Consider the following 17,616-nt stretch of genomic DNA (forward strand, 5'->3'; position numbering starts at 1 on the left):
TCAACCGATGTGCCTGATCATATTCGCCTGGCGCCCAGGGCATGCCCTGCCGCTGGTCGTCGCCGCCAACCGCGACGAGTTCTATGCCCGCCCGGCCCAGGCCTTGGCGGCCTGGGAAGATGCACCTGGGGTGTACGCTGGGCGCGATTTGCAGGCCGGTGGCACATGGCTGGGTGTCGGCCCTCAGGGGCGCTTTGCTGCGTTGACCAACATTCGCGACCCCGGGCAGGTGCCGGGGCCACGCTCGCGGGGCGAATTGGTAGCGGCGTATCTGCAAGGCGAACTGGGAGTGCAGAGCTACCTCGACCGGGTTGCCAGCCGCAGCGGGCAGTATTCAGGTTTCAACCTGCTGGTGGGGGATGCCCAGCATCTGGGCTACCTGAATGCCCGAGACATGGCGCCCCGCTTGCTGCAGGCCGGGGTTTACGGGCTTTCCAATGCCGGGCTGGATACGCCGTGGCCGAAACTCGTCAAAGCACGTACAGGGCTGCAGGGGCTGCTTGATAGAGCCGACCCCCAGCGCCTGCTGACGTTACTGGCAGACCAAGAGCAGCCGCCGGACGCTGAACTACCGGAAACCGGCGTGGGGATCGCGACAGAGAAGTTGCTGTCGAGCGTATTCATCGCCAGCCAAACCTATGGCACACGGGCAAGCACGGTGTTGATCGTGGATGATCGAGGGAGAAGGCGGCTGGTGGAGCGCAGTTTCGGGCCCTTTGGTGGGCATCTCGGGGGAGTCAGCTTGCACGTGTGAGGCTGTTGGCGCCGGCCTCTTCACGGGCGTGCGTTCACAGGCAACGCATCGTGTCTGAAGGCTGCGCTCGAACTACGCAAGCAGGCGTGCCCGCGAATCACCACCTGCGGTTAAAGAGGTTTGTTGGTCCCAGGCCCGATCATGCGCGCCAGGCCGAGGTTTTTCAGGGCCAGTTGCAGCGAACTGTGGATGACTTGCGGGTTGTCATGGCTCAAGGCCTCGGCCAGCAGCTCCTTGGCCTTGCCCAGGTTCACCTGGCGCAGCATCCACTTCACCTTAGGCAAGTTGGTGGCGTTCATCGACAGGCTGTCGAAGCCCATGGCCATCAACAAAATGGCCGCCGCCGGGTCACCGGCCATTTCGCCGCAGATGCTCACAGGCTTACCCTCGCCATGGGCATCGCGCACCACGGTATTGAGCGCTTGCAGTACCGCCGGGTGCAGGTAGTCATAAAGGTCGGCGACCCGCGGGTTGTTGCGGTCCACCGCCAACAAGTACTGGGTCAGGTCGTTGGAACCAACCGACAGGAAGTCCACCTGCCGCGCCAGCTCCTTGGTCTGGTACACCGCCGCCGGGATTTCCACCATCACGCCAACTGGCGGCATAGGGACGTCGGTGCCTTCGTCGCGCACCTCGCCCCAGGCACGGTGAATCAGGTGCAGGGCTTCTTCCAGCTCGTGAATGCCGGAAATCATCGGCAGCAGAATGCGCAGGTTGTTCAGGCCCTCGCTGGCCTTGAGCATGGCGCGCGTCTGCACCAGAAAAATTTCCGGATGGTCGAGGGTGACACGAATGCCGCGCCAGCCAAGAAACGGGTTTTCTTCCTTGATGGGGAAGTAGGAAAGCGCCTTGTCGCCACCAATGTCGAGGGTACGCATGGTCACCGGCAGCGGGTGGAAGGCCGCCAGTTGCTCGCGGTAGATCGCCAACTGCTCCTTCTCGCTGGGGAAGCGCTGGTTGATCATGAACGGCACTTCGGTGCGGTACAGGCCAACCCCTTCGGCCCCGCGCTGCTGAGCACGGGCCACGTCAGCAAGCAAGCCGGTGTTGACCCACAGCGGCATACGATGGCCGTCCGGGGTTACACACGGCAGTTCGCGCAAGGCATCAAGGCCCTGCGCCAGCTGGCGCTCTTCCTCGACCACGTCACTGTATTGCTTGCGCAGCACGTCGCTGGGGTTGGTGAACACCTCGCCCTTGTAGCCGTCGACGATCATCTCGATGCCGTCGACCTTCGAATACGGCAGGTCGACCAGACCCATCACCGTTGGAATGCCCATGGCACGGGCAAGGATGGCGACGTGGGAGTTGCCCGAGCCCAATACCGACACCAGGCCAACGAGCTTGCCTTCGGGCACTTCGCCGAGCATCGCCGGGGTCAGCTCTTCACTGACCAGGATGGTGTTGTCGGCATACACCAACGATTGCGCGCGCGCTTGTTGCAGATACGCCAGCAGACGACGCCCAAGGTCCTTGACGTCCGAGGCGCGCTCGCGCAGGTAGTCGTCGTCCATCAGCTCGAAGCGGTTGACGTGCTCGCCGACCACCTGGCGCAGAGCGCCCTGTGCCCACTGGCCAGTCTTGATCACTTCGATCACTTCACCACCCAGGGCGGCGTCTTCGAGCATCATCAGGTACACATCGAACAGCGCGCGCTCTTCCGGGCGTAGCTGGGTCGCCAGCTTGGCCGACAGCTTGCGCATGTCTTCACGCACACCCTCCAGGGCATTGTGGAACAGCTTCAGCTCGGCATCGATATCCTCGACGGTCTTGTCTGGCACCACCTCCAGGTCAGCCGGTGGCAGCATCACCACGGCCCGACCGACCGCGGCGCCCGGCGAGCCCGGCACCCCGACGAAGCGTGCTTCCTGAATACCTTTGCCCTGGCGCCCCAGGCCACGGATCGAGCCGGTGGCCTCGGCATGGGCGATGACGCCAGCGAGCTGGGCACTCATGGTGACCAGGAAAGCTTCTTCGCCTTCGTCGAACTGACGGCGCTCTTTCTGCTGGATGACCAGTACACCGACGACGCGGCGGTGGTGGATGATCGGCGCACCGAGGAACGAGGCGAATCGCTCTTCACCGGTTTCGGCGAAATAGCGATAGCGTGGGTGGGCGGCAGCGTCTTCCAGGTTCAGCGGCTCTTCGCGGGTACCGACCAGGCCAACCAGGCCCTCATTGGGTGCCATGCTAACTTTGCCGATGGAGCGCTTGTTCAGGCCTTCGGTGGCCATCAGCACGAAACGGTTGGTTTCCGGGTCGAGCAGGTACACCGAGCAGACCTGGCTGCCCATGGCCTCCTTGACGCGCAAGACAATGATCCCCAACGCCGTCTTGAGATCTTTGGCGGAGTTCACTTCCTGGACGATCTTGCGCAGCGTATTGAGCATGGCTCGGGGTCGAACTCCGTCGTCAGTCGCGCGTCAAAAGACGCGGTGCAAGCTCTTTCAGGGCTCGGCGGTAGACTTCACGCTTGAACGTCACCACCTGGCCCAGCGGGTACCAATAGCTGACCCAACGCCAGCCGTCGAACTCAGGCTTGCCGGTCAGGTCCATCCGCACCCGTTGTTCATTGCTCACCAGGCGCAGCAAAAACCACTTTTGCTTCTGGCCAATGCACAGCGGTTGGCTGTGCGTGCGGACCAGCCGCTGGGGTAAACGATAACGCAACCAGCCGCGGGTGCAGGCAAGAATTTCCACATCATCGCGTTCAAGGCCAACTTCTTCGTTCAGCTCGCGGTACAGGGCATCTTCCGGCGACTCATCAGGGTTGATGCCACCCTGGGGAAATTGCCAGGCATCCTGGTTGATCCGTCGAGCCCATAGCACCTGCCCGGCATCATTCGTGAGAATGATTCCGACATTGGGGCGAAAACCATCCGGGTCGATCACGGCAGCAACCTCGCAAACGCATGTCACCGCATTGTTCCACAAAGCCTGCGAGCGCAGCAACGCGCCCGCCAAGCTTATCTGCAGCGCGGTGATAACTACGTATTCTGTATTCTGCGGGCTGACTATGAAGGATTGAGCATTGATGCTCTGGCCGCTTGGCGAGTAAACCGGCTCCTACGGGCGCTGCAGCGCAGATATGCCTGCAGGAGCGGGTTTACCTGGGAAGAAACCGGCGGCCCGTCAGACGGGCTTGGCGCCCATCAGGCCGGCGATGGACAGCAAGCACACTCCACTGAACACGGCCAAGGCCAGGGTAAACCGAAGCCCCGTCACCTCAGCCTTGCGCAGGCGGTTGAGCCGTACCAGCAACCACCAAACGGCAAAGGCACCGAGGGTATATAGAACACTGGAGGCCAGCAGCCACGTCTGCCCCAGCGGCCAACCCACAAGATGCACCAGCCACCAGCCGGTGAACGGCATGCTCAGCAAGCAAACGCCCATCACCAGCCAGACGAACACCAGCGGCCGGCGCAGCAACCTGGCATAGGCTTGGGCGTCGCCGCGGCGGCGCGCACGCACGGTCCAGATCGCCAGGCCCAAGGCGCAGAGCAGTAACACTGCAGTAGCGGCGATGTGCAAGGCCTTGAGGGTAGTCAGGTGTTCCATGGGTTCACATCCTTGAGCGATAAGCCAAGCTTAGCCGCTCAACCCAGGAACAGCTTGTACGCCGGGTTGTCGGTTTCGTCCCAATACGGATAGCCAATCTTGGCCAGTGCCGCCGGCACCAGGTGACGCTCCTCCTCCGGCACCTGCAGGCCAGCGACCACCCGCCCGTCTGCCGCGCCATGGTTGCGGTAGTGGAACATCGAGATGTTCCAGCGCCCGCCCAACTTGGTCAGGAAGTTGAACAGCGCCCCTGGGCGCTCAGGGAACTCGAAGCGCAGCACCATCTCGTCACTGGCACCCGCTGAGTGCCCACCGACCATATGGCGGATGTGCAGCTTGGCCAGCTCATTGTCGGTCAGGTCGGTCACTGGGAAGCCCTGGTCGATCAGGTTCTGCACCAGCGCCGCTCGCGGGTCGTTTTCTGGATGGGTCTGCACGCCAACGAAGATGTGCGCCTCGTCGGAGGTATGCTTGCGGTAATTGAATTCGGTGATCTGGCGCTTGCCAATGGCCTCGCAAAAGGCTTTGAAGCTACCTGGGCGCTCAGGGATGGTCACGGCGATGATGGCTTCGCGCTTCTCGCCAAGCTCGGCACGCTCGGCCACGTGGCGCAGGCGATCGAAGTTGACATTGGCGCCGGAATCGATGGCCACCAGCGTCTGCCCAGTCACGCCCTTGAGTTCGACGTACTTTTTGATGCCCGCTACCCCCAATGCACCGGCAGGTTCGGTGATCGAGCGGGTATCGTCATAGATATCCTTGATAGCCGCACAGATTTCATCGGTGCTGACCGTCACCACCTCATCCACGTGATGGCGGCAGATATCGAAGGTGTGCTGGCCGATCTGCGCTACCGCCACGCCATCGGCGAACAGCCCCACCTGCGGCAGCACCACGCGCTCACCAGCCGCCATGGCAGCTTGCAGGCAGTTGGAGTCGTCCGGCTCCACGCCGATCACCTTGATTTCCGGGCGCAGGTACTTCACATAGGCCGCGATACCGGCAATCAGGCCACCGCCGCCCACTGGCACGAAGATCGCGTCCAGTTGCCCTGGGTGCTGACGGAGGATTTCCATCGCCACCGTGCCTTGCCCGGCAATCGTATGCGGGTCGTCATAGGGATGGATGTAGACGAAGCCCTTTTCCTCGACCATTTTCAGCGAATAGGCAAGCGCCTCAGGGAAGGAGTCGCCATGCAGCACTACCTTGCCGCCGCGCGAGCGTACACCTTCAACCTTGATTTCCGGGGTGGTCTTGGGCATCACGATGGTGGCTTTGATGCCCAGCTCACGGGCCGCCAAAGCCAGGCCTTGGGCATGGTTGCCAGCCGAGGCGGTGACCACGCCACGGGCCAGTTCTTGCGGGGTGAGCTGCGCCAGCTTGTTGTACGCGCCACGGATCTTGAACGAGAACACCGGCTGCAGGTCTTCGCGTTTGAGCAGAATCTGGTTGCCCAGGCGTTTGCTCAACTGCCCAGCGCTGTGCAGGGGTGTTTCCACAGCGACGTCGTAGACGCGCGAGGTGAGGATCTTCTTGACGTACTGTTCGAGCATCGGAGCATCACTGGCCGCGGGACAAGGCCTGCGAGTCTACCCCAGCGCTACGTCGGGCGACCACAGCAAAGCCGCCCGAGCCGTTATACTAGGCTCCTTTCATTACCGCCCCCGCCCCCTCTCGGAGCCCGCATGACCCAGGACCAACTCAAACAGGCCGTCGCCCAGGCCGCTGTCGACTTCATTCTGCCGAAGCTGGATGAAAAAAGCGTCGTCGGCGTCGGCACCGGTTCGACCGCCAACTTCTTCATCGACGCCCTGGCCCAGCACAAGAGCGCATTCGATGGCGCGGTGGCCAGCTCCGAGGCCACGGCCCAACGCCTGAAAGGCCATGGCATCCCGGTCTATGAGCTGAACAGCGTCAGCGAGTTGGAGTTTTATGTCGACGGTGCCGACGAGAGCGATGCCCACCTGAACCTGATCAAAGGTGGCGGTGCGGCCCTGACCCGCGAGAAAATCGTAGCGGCGGTGGCCAAGACCTTCATCTGCATCGCCGACGGCAGCAAGCTCGTGCCAGTGCTGGGTGCCTTCCCGCTGCCGGTCGAGGTAATCCCCATGGCGCGCAGCCATGTGGCCCGTCAGTTGGTCAAGCTCGGCGGCGACCCTGTGTACCGTGAGGGCGTTGTGACCGACAATGGCAACGTCATCCTCGACGTGCACAACCTGCAAATCACCAATCCAGTAGAGCTCGAAGCCCAGATCAACGCCATCGTCGGCGTGGTGACCAACGGCCTGTTCGCCGCGCGCCCGGCAGACCTGCTGCTGCTGGGTACTGCCGAAGGGGTGAAAACGCTCAAGGCCGATTAACCGCTGAGCGGATGTCTTCGCCATCCTTTGGCGGCCGCTTCGTGACTAAAGCCGCTCCTACACGCTAGTGCTCGCCTCTGGCGCACTACTAGAGGGGCGGCTCTACCCGCAAAAAGGCCCGAACAGGCAATCAGTCAGCGGGCTGCTTGAACACGTAAAAAAGGTTCGGCTCGCTGACCAGGTACAAAGTGCCGGCCTCGTCCATGGCAATTCCCTCAGCCTGAGGCACTGATGCCTTCAGCCCCTGCAGCCCCCTGTGCAAAGACAGCGTACTTAGCGGCTGCCCATGGGCATCGAGCTCAAGCACCAGGCGCGATTCGTCCGAGAGCGCCAGTAGGTGGCCACTGCGCTCATCGAACTGCAAGCTGGAAAGGTCGCGCACGAACAACCGCGCATCACGCTTGCGGTCCTGCACCACATGCACCGCATAAGGGCGCTCCGGGTTCTGATGCGGAAAGCCATGTATCTCATAGATGAGCATGGGGTCGCGTTCCTTGGCCACGAACAAGCGCTGGCCTGCAGAATCGTACGCCAGCCCCTCAAAGCCCTTGTTGCCATTGAGGCCGATTCCCAGGCTCATCTGTTCGGCATCGGCCGCATCCAGAAACGGCGTGTCATCGTCAAGGCGGACCCGGATCAACCGCTGCTGGCGCTCATCGGAGATCACGTAGCTGCCAGGCCCTACATACTCCACGGCCTCGGGATCACCAAAGCCGGTCAACGGCACCCGGCGCAGAATACGCCCCTCCAGCGACAGTTCGAGCAGCTCCGAACGGGCATTGGTTACGGTGAACAGGGTTTTACGGTCAGGGTCGTAGGTCAGAGCTGAAATATCGTCGTCCAACCCCTCGATTGGCTGCGCTTCCACGGCCACTTGGTAACGATCCAAGCGCATGCCCTGCTCAGGCGGCTGCCACCAGCTTTTTACGTTGAACCAGCCGCGCTCGAACAGGCGCAACTCCTGGGCAGCCAAGCCCAGGATCAGCAGCCCAGCAAGCAGAAGGATCACTGACAGATGAAACAGGCGACGCATGGCAAGAGTCTCGACGGGGTGGTTGCGGATCAAACCATGGACGACTGAAGCGAAGCTTAATGTAGGAAGATTCCAGCTTCATTGCTGTTTTTTCTTGAACCGATAGAACAGGTTCGGCTCGCTGACCATATACAGGTTGCCCTGATCATCCAAGGTCACGCCTTCGGCACGCGGGATGGTGCTTTGCAGGCCGTTGAAGCCCCCCAGCAGCGTCATGAAACTTACCTGCCGAGCTTGTTCATCGAGTTCCAAAAGCATGTTCGAGTCAGCCGACAGCACGAGCAGGTGGCCCGTACGTGGGTCGACGGCCAAGGCTGACAGGTTGCGCAAATCGAGGTCATCGCTGGCCAGCACCTGCTTTTGGCCCTTGAGTGGGCTACGCCCATCGCTATTCCAGGTGTAAAGCTTCGGCGGGCGTTCCTCGCCGATCACCAGGCGTTGGCGCATAGGGTCCCAGGCGATACCTTCAAAGCCTTTGTTGCTCTTGACCGACTCACCCAGGTCATAACTGGGAAAATCAGCGTGGTTCAACGAAGCGGTCTGTGCATCGACCTTGACCACGGTCAGATCGTGCTGACGCTCATCGGTGATTGCGATGCCGCCATCTTCCAACACGGCAACGCCTTCCGGGTTGCTCCAGCCTGCCAGCGGGATCTTGCGCAGCACATCCCCTTGGAGGCTTAGCTCGACCAGAAACGGGTTCTTGCCCATCACTGCGAACAGCGTGCGGGTGTGCGGGCTGTAGGCCACGTCCGAAGCTTCGTCGTCCTCCATACCGGGCAACACCTTGGCATCGATGTCCACTCGATAGTTCGGCAGCCACACGCTTTCGCTGCGCTCGGCACTGGTTTCGAAGCGCTCTTTGACCCATAGCATGCCGCGGTCGTCCCAGTGCATAGCCACCGCCACGCCATAGCCAATCACCGCAGCAACCGCCACGGCGAAGGGCCAGCGGAGGTAGAAACGGCGCTTGGAGGGGGCGCTGGTGCTGACGGGTGTAGGCATTCGAAGGTCCTGCAGACAGAGGCGAAGATCCGCGCATTATCCGGATGGGGTGTGAAAAAACGGTAAACGGCGAGGGCCTCTTCGCGGCTGAGGCCGCCCCACAAGTTTGATGTCGCCCAAGATGCGACCCTAGTGGGAGCGGGCTCAGCCGCGAACGAGGTGATGAGGCCTTGCGTCAGAGCACGCGGCTCTCGAAACGGCAAACACCTGGCAGTTCCAGCACCAGTTCGTCACCCACATTGAATGGCCCGACACCGGCCGGGGTACCGGTCAGGATCACATCACCCGCCTGCAGCGAGAACTGCGCTGCCATGTGCTGGATAATCGGCACGATCGGGTTGAGCATCATCTTGCTGTTACCGTCCTGGCGCACTTCACCGTTGATGGTCAGGCGCACGGGAATATCGGTCACGTCTTCAAAGGATGCCGCAGAAACGAACGGTGGTAACACGCAGGCGCCGTCGAAGCTTTTGCACAACTCCCAAGGCAGGCCCTTTTCCTTGAGCTTGGCCTGCACGTCGCGCAGAGTCAGGTCCAGGGCTGGGGCGTATCCGGAGATGGCATCCATCACCTCTTCCTGGGAGGCGTTGGACGACAACGGCTTGCCCAACAGCACGGCGATTTCGGCCTCGTAGTGCACCGAGCCACGGTCGGTCGGGATCTTGAAGCCGCCCTCCAGCGGCACCACGCAGCTGCCCGGTTTGATGAACAGTAGCGGCTCGCTTGGGATGGGGTTATCCAGTTCCTTGGCATGCTCGGCGTAGTTGCGGCCGATGCATACCACTTTGCCCAGCGGGAAATGGATGCGCGTGCCGTCTACGTACTGGTGCTGGTAACTCATGGCCGACTCCTTTGATCACTGCTTTTATTCAGGAGCGAAGATCTTACCCGGATTCATGATGCCGTTAGGGTCGAAGACGGCCTTGATTGCCTCCATGCAGGCAATTTCATGGGCCGACCGGCTGTAACGGAGGTAGTCGCGCTTGGTCATGCCCACACCGTGCTCGGCCGAGATCGAGCCGTTGTAGCGCTGGACGATCTCGAACACCCACTTGTTGACCTTGGTGCACGAGGCAAAGAAGTCATCCTTACTCATGTGCTCAGGCTTGAGGATGTTCAGGTGCAGGTTGCCATCGCCGATGTGGCCGTACCAGACCACTTCGTAGTCAGGGTAATGCTCGCTGACGATGGCATCGATATCGCGCAAAAACGCAGGAACCTTGGAAACGGTCACGGAAATATCGTTTTTGTACGGCGTCCAGTGAGAAATGGTCTCGGACAGGTACTCGCGCAGTTTCCACAGGTTCTTGAGCTGGGTTTCGCTCTGGCTCATGACCCCATCGAGCACCCAGCCTTGCTCCACACAGTGCTCGAAGGTGGCCAGCGCCTGATTGGCCACCTCCTCGGTACTGGCCTCGAATTCAAGCAAGGCATAGAACGGGCAGTCTGTGGCGAAAGGAGCCGGCACATCACCACGGGCCATGATCTTGGCCAGGCCCTTGTCGGAGAAGAACTCGAAGGCGGTCAGGTCGAGCTTGCCCTGAAAGGCATGCAACACCGGCATGATCGAGTCGAAATCAGGGGTGCCCAGCACCATGGCGGTAAGGTTGCGCGGGGCTCGGTCCAGGCGCATGGTCGCTTCGACGACGAAACCCAAGGTGCCTTCGGCGCCAATGAATAACTGCCGTAGATCGTAGCCGGTGGCGTTTTTGATCAGGTCCTTGTTCAGCTCCAGCAGCTCACCAGTGCCGGTGACCACCTTCAGACCAGCTACCCAGTTGCGGGTCATGCCGTAGCGAATGACCTTGATACCGCCGGCATTGGTTCCGATGTTGCCGCCAATCTGACTGGAGCCACTGGAAGCGAAATCCACCGGGTAATAAAGGCCCTGCTCGTGGGCAAAGTCTTGCAACTGCCGAGTGATGACGCCTGGCTGGCATACCACGGTACGGTCGAAGGCATTGAAGCTCAGTATCTGGTTCATGTAGTCGAAGGCGACTACCACTTCGCCATTGGCTGCCACGGCACCGGCCGACAGACCGGTACGCCCGCCGGAGGGCACCAGGGCAACCCGGTGCTGATTGGCCCAGCGCACGATGGCCTGCACTTGTTCAACCGTCTTGGGCAGCACGATGGCGGTGGGTGCAGGCGGATAGTGCTTGGTCCAGTCCTTGCCGTAGGCCTGGAGCGAAGCCGGGTCGGTCAGGACCTTGCCAGGGTCGACAAGGGTCATCAGTTCTTCAATTACCGCAGAGTGGGTCATCGCTGGAACTCTCGACTTATTCATAGTCACCCTGAGCACTCTTCACCTGTCGGGATAAGCTCAGATTGGGTCGCGTATGCTAGCATAGCGCTCCCGCTGTTCATGCTATGGCTGCCCTGGCGCCTGGCATCAGTCCTCGCCATTTTTTCTCCGGGATACAGGTTTACGCAGATGAGCAAGACTTCTCTCGACAAGAGCAAGATCCGGTTCCTTCTTCTTGAAGGTGTGCACCAGAACGCGGTCGATACCCTCAAGGCCGCCGGCTACACCAACATCGAATACCTCACAGGTTCCCTGCCGGATGCCGAGCTGAAGGAAAAGATCGCCGACGCCCACTTCATCGGCATCCGTTCGCGCACTCAACTGACCGAAGAAATCTTCGACTGTGCCAAGAAACTGGTCGCCGTCGGCTGCTTCTGCATCGGCACCAACCAGGTTGACCTGGCCGCAGCCCGCGAGCGTGGTATCGCCGTATTCAACGCCCCCTATTCCAACACCCGCTCGGTGGCCGAACTGGTGCTGGCAGAGGCGATCCTGCTGCTGCGTGGCATCCCGGAGAAAAACGCATCCTGCCACCGTGGCGGCTGGATCAAAAGCGCGGCCAACTCGTTCGAGATCCGTGGCAAGAAACTGGGCATCGTCGGCTATGGCTCAATCGGTACTCAACTGTCGGTTCTGGCAGAAAACCTTGGCATGCAGGTCTATTTCTACGACCCGCTGACCAAGCTGCCACTGGGCAACGCCGTACAGGTCGCCAGCCTCAACGAACTGCTGGGCCTGGCCGACATCGTTTCGCTGCACGTGCCTGAGTTGCCATCCACCCAGTGGATGATCGGCGAGAAGGAAATCCGTGCGATGAAAAAAGGCGCGATTCTGATCAACGCTGCTCGCGGTACCGTGGTCGAGCTGGACCACTTGGCGGCCGCCATCAAGGACAAGCACCTGATCGGCGCCGCCATCGACGTGTTCCCAGTGGAGCCACGCTCCAACGACGAAGAGTTCGAAAGCCCTCTGCGTGGCCTGGACAACGTCATCCTCACCCCGCACATCGGTGGTTCCACTGCCGAAGCACAGGCCAACATCGGCCTGGAAGTGGCCGAGAAGCTGGTCAAGTACAGCGACAACGGCACCTCCATCTCGTCGGTCAACTTCCCTGAAGTGGCGCTGCCGGCCCACCCAGGCAAGCACCGCCTGCTGCACATCCACGAGAACATTCCGGGCGTGCTCAGCGAGATCAACAAGGTCTTCGCCGAGAACGGCATCAACATTTCCGGCCAGTTCCTGCAAACCAACGAGAAAGTTGGTTACGTGGTGATCGACGTTGACGCCGAGTACTCCGACCTGGCGCAGGAAAAACTGCAACAGGTCAAAGGGACCATTCGCTCGCGCGTACTGTTCTAAGCCAGGCAAGACAATGGGGGCTGCGCTGCGGCCCTTCGCGGGTACATCCGCGAGGGGCCGTGACGCAGCCCTTTTCTTTGCCTGCCAATACCCAACCCCGCAGCGCTCGACACTCCTATGGGGTGGGATCGGCGCTTACTTTACCTGGACAGTGATCTTTTCAGACTCCACGCTCGGCTTGAACGGCACGTGATACTGATCGCCCAGCACCAGTTGCAGTGTGTGCTTGCCTGGGGCGAGGGTGATGGTCGCTTCGGTCTGCGCCTTGCCGAAGTGCAGCACCTGCGGCCCGGCTGGCAACGCAGTGCCCGCAGCCGGCATCAGGCTGGTCGGCAGCGGCATGTCGGCGACCGGCTGCTTGTCCACATCCACCAGCAAATGGTGGTGGCCGGTATGCGGAGTCTGATCGCCAGCAGGCTTGAGTTCCATGCCCTCGATGCCGAATTTCACGGTGAAGGTCTTGTCCACCGTGGCGCCATCGGCCGGTGAAACGATGAAGACTTTGGCACCCTTAGGCGGCTCCTGGCTTTTGAGGGCATCCGCTGCGCCGGCAAACATCGACACCCCCAGCAGCAGGCCAGCCACGGCAGCACGGGAAAATAAGCTGTTCATCAACGTCTCCTGTGGTTCACTTGAAAACACCGCCATCAAACAATGGCCGCGATGATTCAACATAGTTGAATTACCCGTTCGCAGCGATCATGGCCCCAGGGCATAAATTTTTCAGTTAGGGTTAAACCTCGCCAAGGCTTGAAGGTCATAGGCTGCGCTCGACCGCGATGGGGAAGAAAGTCGCGGCGAAAGTTATTCATTTGCTAGATAAAAAGGGGCACGAAATGCGTTCGACCATAGGCGTACTGCTGGCAGTACTGATCACTCCGTTGGCTCAGGCCGAGCTGATAGACGAAATTGCCGACCGGGGCGAACTACGCATTGCCGTGCAAGCCGACAACGCACCCTATTCTTTCAAGCAAGACGACCGCCTGACGGGCTTTGAAGTCGAGTTGGGTCAGGACTTGGCCCGCGAACTCGACCTGCGTGCCGAGTTTCTGGAAGCCACAGCCGAGCAAGTGCTGCCGGGGGTCGAAAGCGGAAAGTACGATGTTGCCCTTACCCCCTCTAGCGAGGCGCCCAATGCCGATGGCCCGTTCGATGTAAGCCAGGCGTTCGGCGAAAAGAAGCTGGTGATCCCTTTCCAGAAAGATAACCCGGCCTTCGAAAGCGCGGTCAACAACGCCATTCAACGCCTCAAAGACAGCGGCCGTATGGCAGAACTTGAGCGCAAGTGGTTCAAGGGCATGCAGGCGGACCAAGCGACCCCTGCCGCCCTTGCTCCAACGCCCGCCAACTGAACATCCGCCGGCAGGCACTCACTCGATAGATCAGAACGGGTCGTTGCCACGGCGCCGGAACCAGCCTGTCAACGACAGGCGTTCGCGCGTAGCTGGCAACACCTCGTGCGGCACTACGCCGGAAAGAAAAATCGCCAGGCAGCCGGCCAAAGGCTGCACATCGTGCTCGACACCGCCGGCCAGGAACATGCGCAACTGCCCACCGTTCTCTGGGTGCCAGTCTTCGTTCAGATACAGCACTGCCGACACCATGCGCCGGTCATCGTCACGGAAGCGGTCCAGGTGCCGGCGATAGAACGCACCCGGTGGGTACAGGGCGAAGTGGCATTCGAAATCCTCCAGGCCCAGAAACAAGCCCTGATTCATGGCTTGACGCAATTGGTCCATGGCCGCCAGGTAATCATCGCAAGCCGGGGCCTGGCCAGGGTCGATCCACTGGATCTGGTCGCCGCGAATGCTCTCGCGCACCTCCTGGGCATCGCCGCGCCCTACAGCGGCCGGGTTGAGTTGACCTTCGGCATCACGGCGGCGGCATTCGGCCGCGAGCGCGCGCACCAGGTCGGCAGGCAGAAAGAGCGCCTGCTGCGACCAGCCATGGGTGGCCAGATCGTCAACGACGGCCGCAAACATCGGGTTTTCGGGGGAGATGTGCATGGCGCGCATCATATCCATTCACTCTGTCGGCGCACAGCGCCACTTGGCTGAGAAGCGTTAGGATTGCTCGACAAAACGGCGCCCGTCCAAGGACAATAGCCACCTGCCGACAGGAGTCCTGAATGCGCCGTTTGTTTTCCCTGCTTCTGCTGATGATCTGCACCATGCCTGTCCGGGCAGACAGCCTTGATCAACTGTACAAAGCCGCCGGCTGGCCTGACCAGCGCGCCCATTTCACCGACGCCGTGAGCGCAGCTCAGCAACGCTATCGCAATAGCTTGCCGCCTGCGGTTTATCAGGCGCTGGTCAACAACAGCAACCAGCGCTTCCAAGCCAAGGCGATGGACAGCCGTGCGTTGGCCAAACTGCGCAGCACCCTGCCCAACCCAACACCGGCCCTGGCGTTCTTCCAGTCGCCATTGGGGCGCAAGATCGTTGCCGCCGAGCTGCTCGCCACGCGCAAGGACCAGTTGGCAAAGCACGCCGAGGGCCTGCCGAAGATGCAGGCCAGCGACAACCGGATGCTGGTCATAGGCCACTTGGCCCAGGCGCTGCCGGCCCGTGAAGCCGGTGCCGAAGTCAGCCTGGCGATTGCCGGGGTGGCCGCCGACAGCCTCAGTTCGATGATCCCTGGCCTGTTCGGCCCAAGCCAAGCCCAAGGCCTGCTCGACGGCCAGCGCCAGCGGCTGATGGGGCAGATCGGCCAGGACCTGAACAACACGCTGCTGTATGTGTACCGCGACCTGTCCGACGATGAACTCGAAGAATTCGCCACGTTCGCCGAGTCGCCGGAAGGCAAAGCCTATTACCAAGCGGCTGTAGCTGCGGTGCGTGCTGGCCTTGCGGTTGGCCAGAACAGCGCTGACCTCAAGTAATCAGCCCATGCGCTGCCCGATGAAGTCAAAGTAGCGCTGGCGGATGCCTGGCAACTCGTTGGCCAAGTGGTGACGGGCTTGGGGCAGCAGCAGGATCTGCGGCTCGTCGAACTTGGCCTTGAGCACTTCAAGGTTGTAGGGCCAATCCACCGTACCATCGTCCTCCCCCTGTACGATCAGCGGCCGCCGCGGGCAATGCGGCGCCGCTTCGATGCGTTTGACCCAGGCGATCAATGCACCGACCCAAGCCGTGGGCAAGCGCCGAGGCTGGAGCGGGTCGGCTTCGAGAAACGGCAGGAACGTCGGGTCGTTGGTGTTCTCACTGAAGCGGCGCTCGATGCCATCGACAAAGTGGCGCAACACCCGATAACTGAACTTCGACCAGCGCCATGCCCGCGGCCGCACCAATGGCGCCAGCAGGATCACCTGGCCATCGACCGGGCTGCGCTCACCTTGATGCAGCAGGTGATCCACAGCGATGGCACCACCGGTGCTCTGCCCGCACAGATGCCAGGGGCGTGGCAGCCCAAGGCTACGCGCCTGCTCGAACAGAGCCTCCAGCACACGCTGATACACCGCGAAATCACCGATGCTCGCGCGCTCACCACTAGACAGGCCATGGCCTGGCAAGTCGCAGCTGATTACCGCGTACCCAAGCGCAAGTGCCCACTCGATGACATGCCGATACAGGCCCATGTGGTCGTAATAGCCGTGCAGTAGGAACAGCGTCGCTTTTGGCTTTTCAGGCAGCCAGACTTGCCCAACCAACTCGAACCCTGCCGCCTGAAAACCGCCCAGCCAGCTCTGCACCGGCAGGTTCAAGCCATAGAAGCGTTGATAGTCCTGCGCCTGGTTGGACAACGCCTGACGCGTGGCCAACGGCGCAAGGCTGGCACGCAGGGGATCGGGGCGAAAAGAGGCAGGCATCAGGTACATCCAAGGCGGATCGAGTATTGATCTGCGATATTCAGCTCTGGCCGACTCCGTGGCAAGCTTGCTCACCTCGAAGGCACCGAGATCAGCCTGTCGGAGTGACAGCATCCTCTGTCTGCGCTGGCCTCTTCAAGGCTTGAGCCGCTCCATAGGTTTGCGCTCATCTCATGGCATGTGCAGCGCCTGTAGAAGCGGGTTACAGGCCAAGCCGGTGCGCCACACCGCAACGCATTCTTCGCGGCTAAAGTCGCTCGTATAAAAGGCCGCAGGAAACTCATGAAGCCTATGAACACCAAAAAGATCCTGTCGGCGCTCGCACTGATGCTCTGCGCCCTTGTTCTCTGGCAGGCCTACATCACCTTCCAGTCCCGCTACCTGCGCCCGTTCGACAATCAGACCACGCTGTTCGACGGCAGCCAGCTACGCCTACCTGCCGGGTTAGCCGGCCCCGGGGCGATCCGCGTCGTGCACTTCTGGGACCCGGCCTGCCCCTGCAACGTGGGCAACCAGCAGCACCTTGGCGATCTGATCGCCCAGTTCGCCGACCAGGGCGTGGCATTCTACGTTGTGCAAAAGCCCGGCAGCCAAGGCCTGCTGCCCGCCAACCTCGCCAGCCTGCAAACCCTCGACAACCTGCCCGGCAGCGAACACCTGCCCGCCTCCCCTGCCGTGGCCATCTGGGACCGTCAAGGCAACCTTGCCTACTTCGGCCCCTACAGCGAAGGCGCGGTGTGCAATGCCAGTAACAGTTTCATCGAGCCGATCCTCAAAGCACTGCTGGCCGGGCGTAAGGTCAACGCCTCGAATACGCTGGCCGTAGGCTGCTACTGCCCCTGGACCGGCTGACGCACCCGCGCCGGGTTACCCACGACGGTCGCCCCCGCGGGCACATCACGGGTCACCACACTGCCGGCGCCCACGATGGCGTTGTCTCCAATGGTCACCCCCGGTAGCACGATCGCTGCACCGCCGATCCACACATTGTTGCCAATGGTCACCGGTCGCCCGCTTTCCAGCCCACTACGCCGGACCTCGGGGTCAAGCGGATGGTCAGCCGCGTAGATCTGCACGTTGGGGCCGATCTGGCAGTCATCACCGATGCGCACTGGCACCACATCAAGGATCACGCAATTGAAGTTCATGAACGTATTGCGCCCGATACTGATGTTGTAGCCGTAGTCGCAGTAGAACGGCGGGCGGATCACCGTGCCCTCGCCAACGTAGCCTAGGTGCTCGGCCAGCAGGTCGTTGCGCGCTTCGTTGAGCAGCTCGACACTGTTGTTGTAACGGTGCATCCAGTGCTTGCTGGCGATCTGTTCGGCCTGCAGCTCGGGGCAACCGGCGTGATACAGCTGACCTGTCAGCATTTTCTGTTTTTCGCTGAGTGGCATGGAAACTCCTTTCAGGGGACTATGCTCTGTTCGCGAG

Annotated in this window: 18 protein-coding genes; 6 read left to right on the forward strand and 12 right to left on the reverse strand. The window is 61.3% G+C overall.

Going from position 1 to position 17,616, the window contains the following annotated elements; genetic code table 11:
• The first annotated feature begins 7 nt into the window (after positions 1–7).
• The gene (locus ACK59H_RS13765) at positions 8–754 is read left to right on the forward strand and encodes an NRDE family protein (RefSeq protein ID WP_409264559.1); all 747 of its coding nucleotides are present in this window, start codon (positions 8–10) and stop codon (positions 752–754) included.
• Between the two features lie 110 nt (positions 755–864).
• On the opposite strand, the gene ptsP is transcribed toward ACK59H_RS13765, so the two are convergent.
• From ptsP to ilvA, 4 genes are all read right to left on the reverse strand, one after another.
• Complete coding sequence (ptsP, locus tag ACK59H_RS13770; protein ID WP_060479622.1) at positions 865–3,144, reverse strand: phosphoenolpyruvate--protein phosphotransferase; 2,280 nt, start codon at positions 3,142–3,144, stop codon at positions 865–867.
• A 22-nt stretch (positions 3,145–3,166) separates the two neighbouring features.
• Positions 3,167–3,646, reverse strand: a complete 480-nt coding sequence (locus ACK59H_RS13775) for an RNA pyrophosphohydrolase (RefSeq protein WP_060479637.1) — start codon at positions 3,644–3,646, stop codon at positions 3,167–3,169.
• 240 nt (positions 3,647–3,886) lie between these two features.
• Positions 3,887–4,312, reverse strand: a complete 426-nt coding sequence (locus ACK59H_RS13780; protein ID WP_060479621.1) for a DUF2269 domain-containing protein — start codon at positions 4,310–4,312, stop codon at positions 3,887–3,889.
• 38 nt (positions 4,313–4,350) lie between these two features.
• Positions 4,351–5,865, reverse strand: coding sequence for a threonine ammonia-lyase, biosynthetic (gene ilvA / locus ACK59H_RS13785; protein WP_060479620.1), 1,515 nt, complete (start codon positions 5,863–5,865; stop codon positions 4,351–4,353).
• 132 nt (positions 5,866–5,997) lie between these two features.
• Between ilvA and rpiA the strand changes: the two genes are divergently transcribed.
• Complete coding sequence (gene rpiA / locus ACK59H_RS13790) at positions 5,998–6,672, forward strand: ribose-5-phosphate isomerase RpiA (RefSeq protein WP_186476236.1); 675 nt, start codon at positions 5,998–6,000, stop codon at positions 6,670–6,672.
• Between the two features lie 130 nt (positions 6,673–6,802).
• Here rpiA and ACK59H_RS13795 read toward each other — a convergent pair whose 3' ends face one another.
• The 4 genes from ACK59H_RS13795 to ACK59H_RS13810 all read right to left on the reverse strand — a co-directional run bounded on the left by ACK59H_RS13795 (position 6,803) and on the right by ACK59H_RS13810 (position 10,973).
• The gene (locus tag ACK59H_RS13795) at positions 6,803–7,705 is read right to left on the reverse strand and encodes an SdiA-regulated domain-containing protein (protein ID WP_060479618.1); all 903 of its coding nucleotides are present in this window, start codon (positions 7,703–7,705) and stop codon (positions 6,803–6,805) included.
• Positions 7,706–7,783: 78 nt separating this feature from the next.
• On the reverse strand, positions 7,784–8,710 hold the full coding sequence (locus ACK59H_RS13800; RefSeq protein ID WP_409264560.1) for an SdiA-regulated domain-containing protein: 927 nt from the start codon (positions 8,708–8,710) through the stop codon (positions 7,784–7,786).
• A 175-nt stretch (positions 8,711–8,885) separates the two neighbouring features.
• Entirely contained in the window at positions 8,886–9,551 is a 666-nt protein-coding gene (locus ACK59H_RS13805; protein ID WP_060479616.1) for a fumarylacetoacetate hydrolase family protein, read from the reverse strand.
• Positions 9,552–9,575: 24 nt separating this feature from the next.
• A complete protein-coding gene (locus ACK59H_RS13810; protein ID WP_409264561.1) occupies positions 9,576–10,973 on the reverse strand; it encodes an FAD-binding oxidoreductase in 1,398 nt (465 codons plus the stop codon).
• A 171-nt stretch (positions 10,974–11,144) separates the two neighbouring features.
• On the opposite strand from ACK59H_RS13810, the gene serA reads away from it, so the two are divergent.
• The gene (gene serA, locus ACK59H_RS13815; protein WP_060479614.1) at positions 11,145–12,374 is read left to right on the forward strand and encodes a phosphoglycerate dehydrogenase; all 1,230 of its coding nucleotides are present in this window, start codon (positions 11,145–11,147) and stop codon (positions 12,372–12,374) included.
• A gap of 135 nt (positions 12,375–12,509) precedes the next feature.
• Here serA and ACK59H_RS13820 read toward each other — a convergent pair whose 3' ends face one another.
• On the reverse strand, positions 12,510–12,986 hold the full coding sequence (locus ACK59H_RS13820) for a DUF4399 domain-containing protein (RefSeq protein WP_261744351.1): 477 nt from the start codon (positions 12,984–12,986) through the stop codon (positions 12,510–12,512).
• 224 nt (positions 12,987–13,210) lie between these two features.
• Here ACK59H_RS13820 and ACK59H_RS13825 point away from each other — a divergent pair, with 224 nt between their 5' ends.
• Complete coding sequence (locus ACK59H_RS13825) at positions 13,211–13,726, forward strand: transporter substrate-binding domain-containing protein (RefSeq protein WP_060479612.1); 516 nt, start codon at positions 13,211–13,213, stop codon at positions 13,724–13,726.
• A 30-nt stretch (positions 13,727–13,756) separates the two neighbouring features.
• Here the strand turns inward: ACK59H_RS13825 and ACK59H_RS13830 are convergent, their stop codons facing one another.
• Entirely contained in the window at positions 13,757–14,389 is a 633-nt protein-coding gene (locus ACK59H_RS13830) for a 2OG-Fe(II) oxygenase (protein WP_060479636.1), read from the reverse strand.
• A 113-nt stretch (positions 14,390–14,502) separates the two neighbouring features.
• Here ACK59H_RS13830 and ACK59H_RS13835 point away from each other — a divergent pair, with 113 nt between their 5' ends.
• Positions 14,503–15,255, forward strand: a complete 753-nt coding sequence (locus tag ACK59H_RS13835; RefSeq protein WP_186476230.1) for a DUF2059 domain-containing protein — start codon at positions 14,503–14,505, stop codon at positions 15,253–15,255.
• On the opposite strand, the gene ACK59H_RS13840 is transcribed toward ACK59H_RS13835, so the two are convergent.
• Positions 15,256–16,182: an alpha/beta hydrolase gene (locus ACK59H_RS13840; RefSeq protein ID WP_409264562.1), complete on the reverse strand. Its 927-nt coding sequence runs from the start codon at positions 16,180–16,182 to the stop codon at positions 15,256–15,258. It lies immediately after the preceding gene.
• A 291-nt stretch (positions 16,183–16,473) separates the two neighbouring features.
• On the opposite strand from ACK59H_RS13840, the gene ACK59H_RS13845 reads away from it, so the two are divergent.
• Positions 16,474–17,034, forward strand: coding sequence for a DUF6436 domain-containing protein (locus tag ACK59H_RS13845; protein WP_409264569.1), 561 nt, complete (start codon positions 16,474–16,476; stop codon positions 17,032–17,034).
• Here ACK59H_RS13845 and ACK59H_RS13850 read toward each other — a convergent pair.
• Positions 17,013–17,579, reverse strand: a complete 567-nt coding sequence (locus ACK59H_RS13850) for a sugar O-acetyltransferase (RefSeq protein ID WP_060479609.1) — start codon at positions 17,577–17,579, stop codon at positions 17,013–17,015. The genes ACK59H_RS13845 and ACK59H_RS13850 overlap by 22 nt on opposite strands.
• Between the last annotated feature and the right edge of the window lie 37 nt (positions 17,580–17,616).

The organism is Pseudomonas sp. KCJK9000, from assembly GCF_046230725.1.
Classification (GTDB): domain Bacteria; phylum Pseudomonadota; class Gammaproteobacteria; order Pseudomonadales; family Pseudomonadaceae; genus Aquipseudomonas; species Aquipseudomonas promysalinigenes.

Coding starts and splice junctions, on each gene's coding strand:
- ptsP (WP_060479622.1), bottom strand. CDS start 3,144: ATGCTCAATACGCTGCGCAAGATCGTCCAGGAAGTGAACTCCGCCAAA.
- ACK59H_RS13840 (WP_409264562.1), bottom strand. CDS start 16,182: ATGCCTGCCTCTTTTCGCCCCGATCCCCTGCGTGCCAGCCTTGCGCCG.
- ACK59H_RS13835 (WP_186476230.1), top strand. CDS start 14,503: ATGCGCCGTTTGTTTTCCCTGCTTCTGCTGATGATCTGCACCATGCCT.
- ACK59H_RS13765 (WP_409264559.1), top strand. CDS start 8: ATGTGCCTGATCATATTCGCCTGGCGCCCAGGGCATGCCCTGCCGCTG.
- ACK59H_RS13830 (WP_060479636.1), bottom strand. CDS start 14,389: ATGCGCGCCATGCACATCTCCCCCGAAAACCCGATGTTTGCGGCCGTC.
- ACK59H_RS13820 (WP_261744351.1), bottom strand. CDS start 12,986: ATGAACAGCTTATTTTCCCGTGCTGCCGTGGCTGGCCTGCTGCTGGGG.
- rpiA (WP_186476236.1), top strand. CDS start 5,998: ATGACCCAGGACCAACTCAAACAGGCCGTCGCCCAGGCCGCTGTCGAC.
- ACK59H_RS13850 (WP_060479609.1), bottom strand. CDS start 17,579: ATGCCACTCAGCGAAAAACAGAAAATGCTGACAGGTCAGCTGTATCAC.
- ACK59H_RS13795 (WP_060479618.1), bottom strand. CDS start 7,705: ATGCGTCGCCTGTTTCATCTGTCAGTGATCCTTCTGCTTGCTGGGCTG.
- ACK59H_RS13825 (WP_060479612.1), top strand. CDS start 13,211: ATGCGTTCGACCATAGGCGTACTGCTGGCAGTACTGATCACTCCGTTG.
- ilvA (WP_060479620.1), bottom strand. CDS start 5,865: ATGCTCGAACAGTACGTCAAGAAGATCCTCACCTCGCGCGTCTACGAC.
- ACK59H_RS13810 (WP_409264561.1), bottom strand. CDS start 10,973: ATGACCCACTCTGCGGTAATTGAAGAACTGATGACCCTTGTCGACCCT.
- ACK59H_RS13800 (WP_409264560.1), bottom strand. CDS start 8,710: ATGCCTACACCCGTCAGCACCAGCGCCCCCTCCAAGCGCCGTTTCTAC.
- ACK59H_RS13805 (WP_060479616.1), bottom strand. CDS start 9,551: ATGAGTTACCAGCACCAGTACGTAGACGGCACGCGCATCCATTTCCCG.
- ACK59H_RS13845 (WP_409264569.1), top strand. CDS start 16,474: ATGAACACCAAAAAGATCCTGTCGGCGCTCGCACTGATGCTCTGCGCC.
- ACK59H_RS13780 (WP_060479621.1), bottom strand. CDS start 4,312: ATGGAACACCTGACTACCCTCAAGGCCTTGCACATCGCCGCTACTGCA.
- serA (WP_060479614.1), top strand. CDS start 11,145: ATGAGCAAGACTTCTCTCGACAAGAGCAAGATCCGGTTCCTTCTTCTT.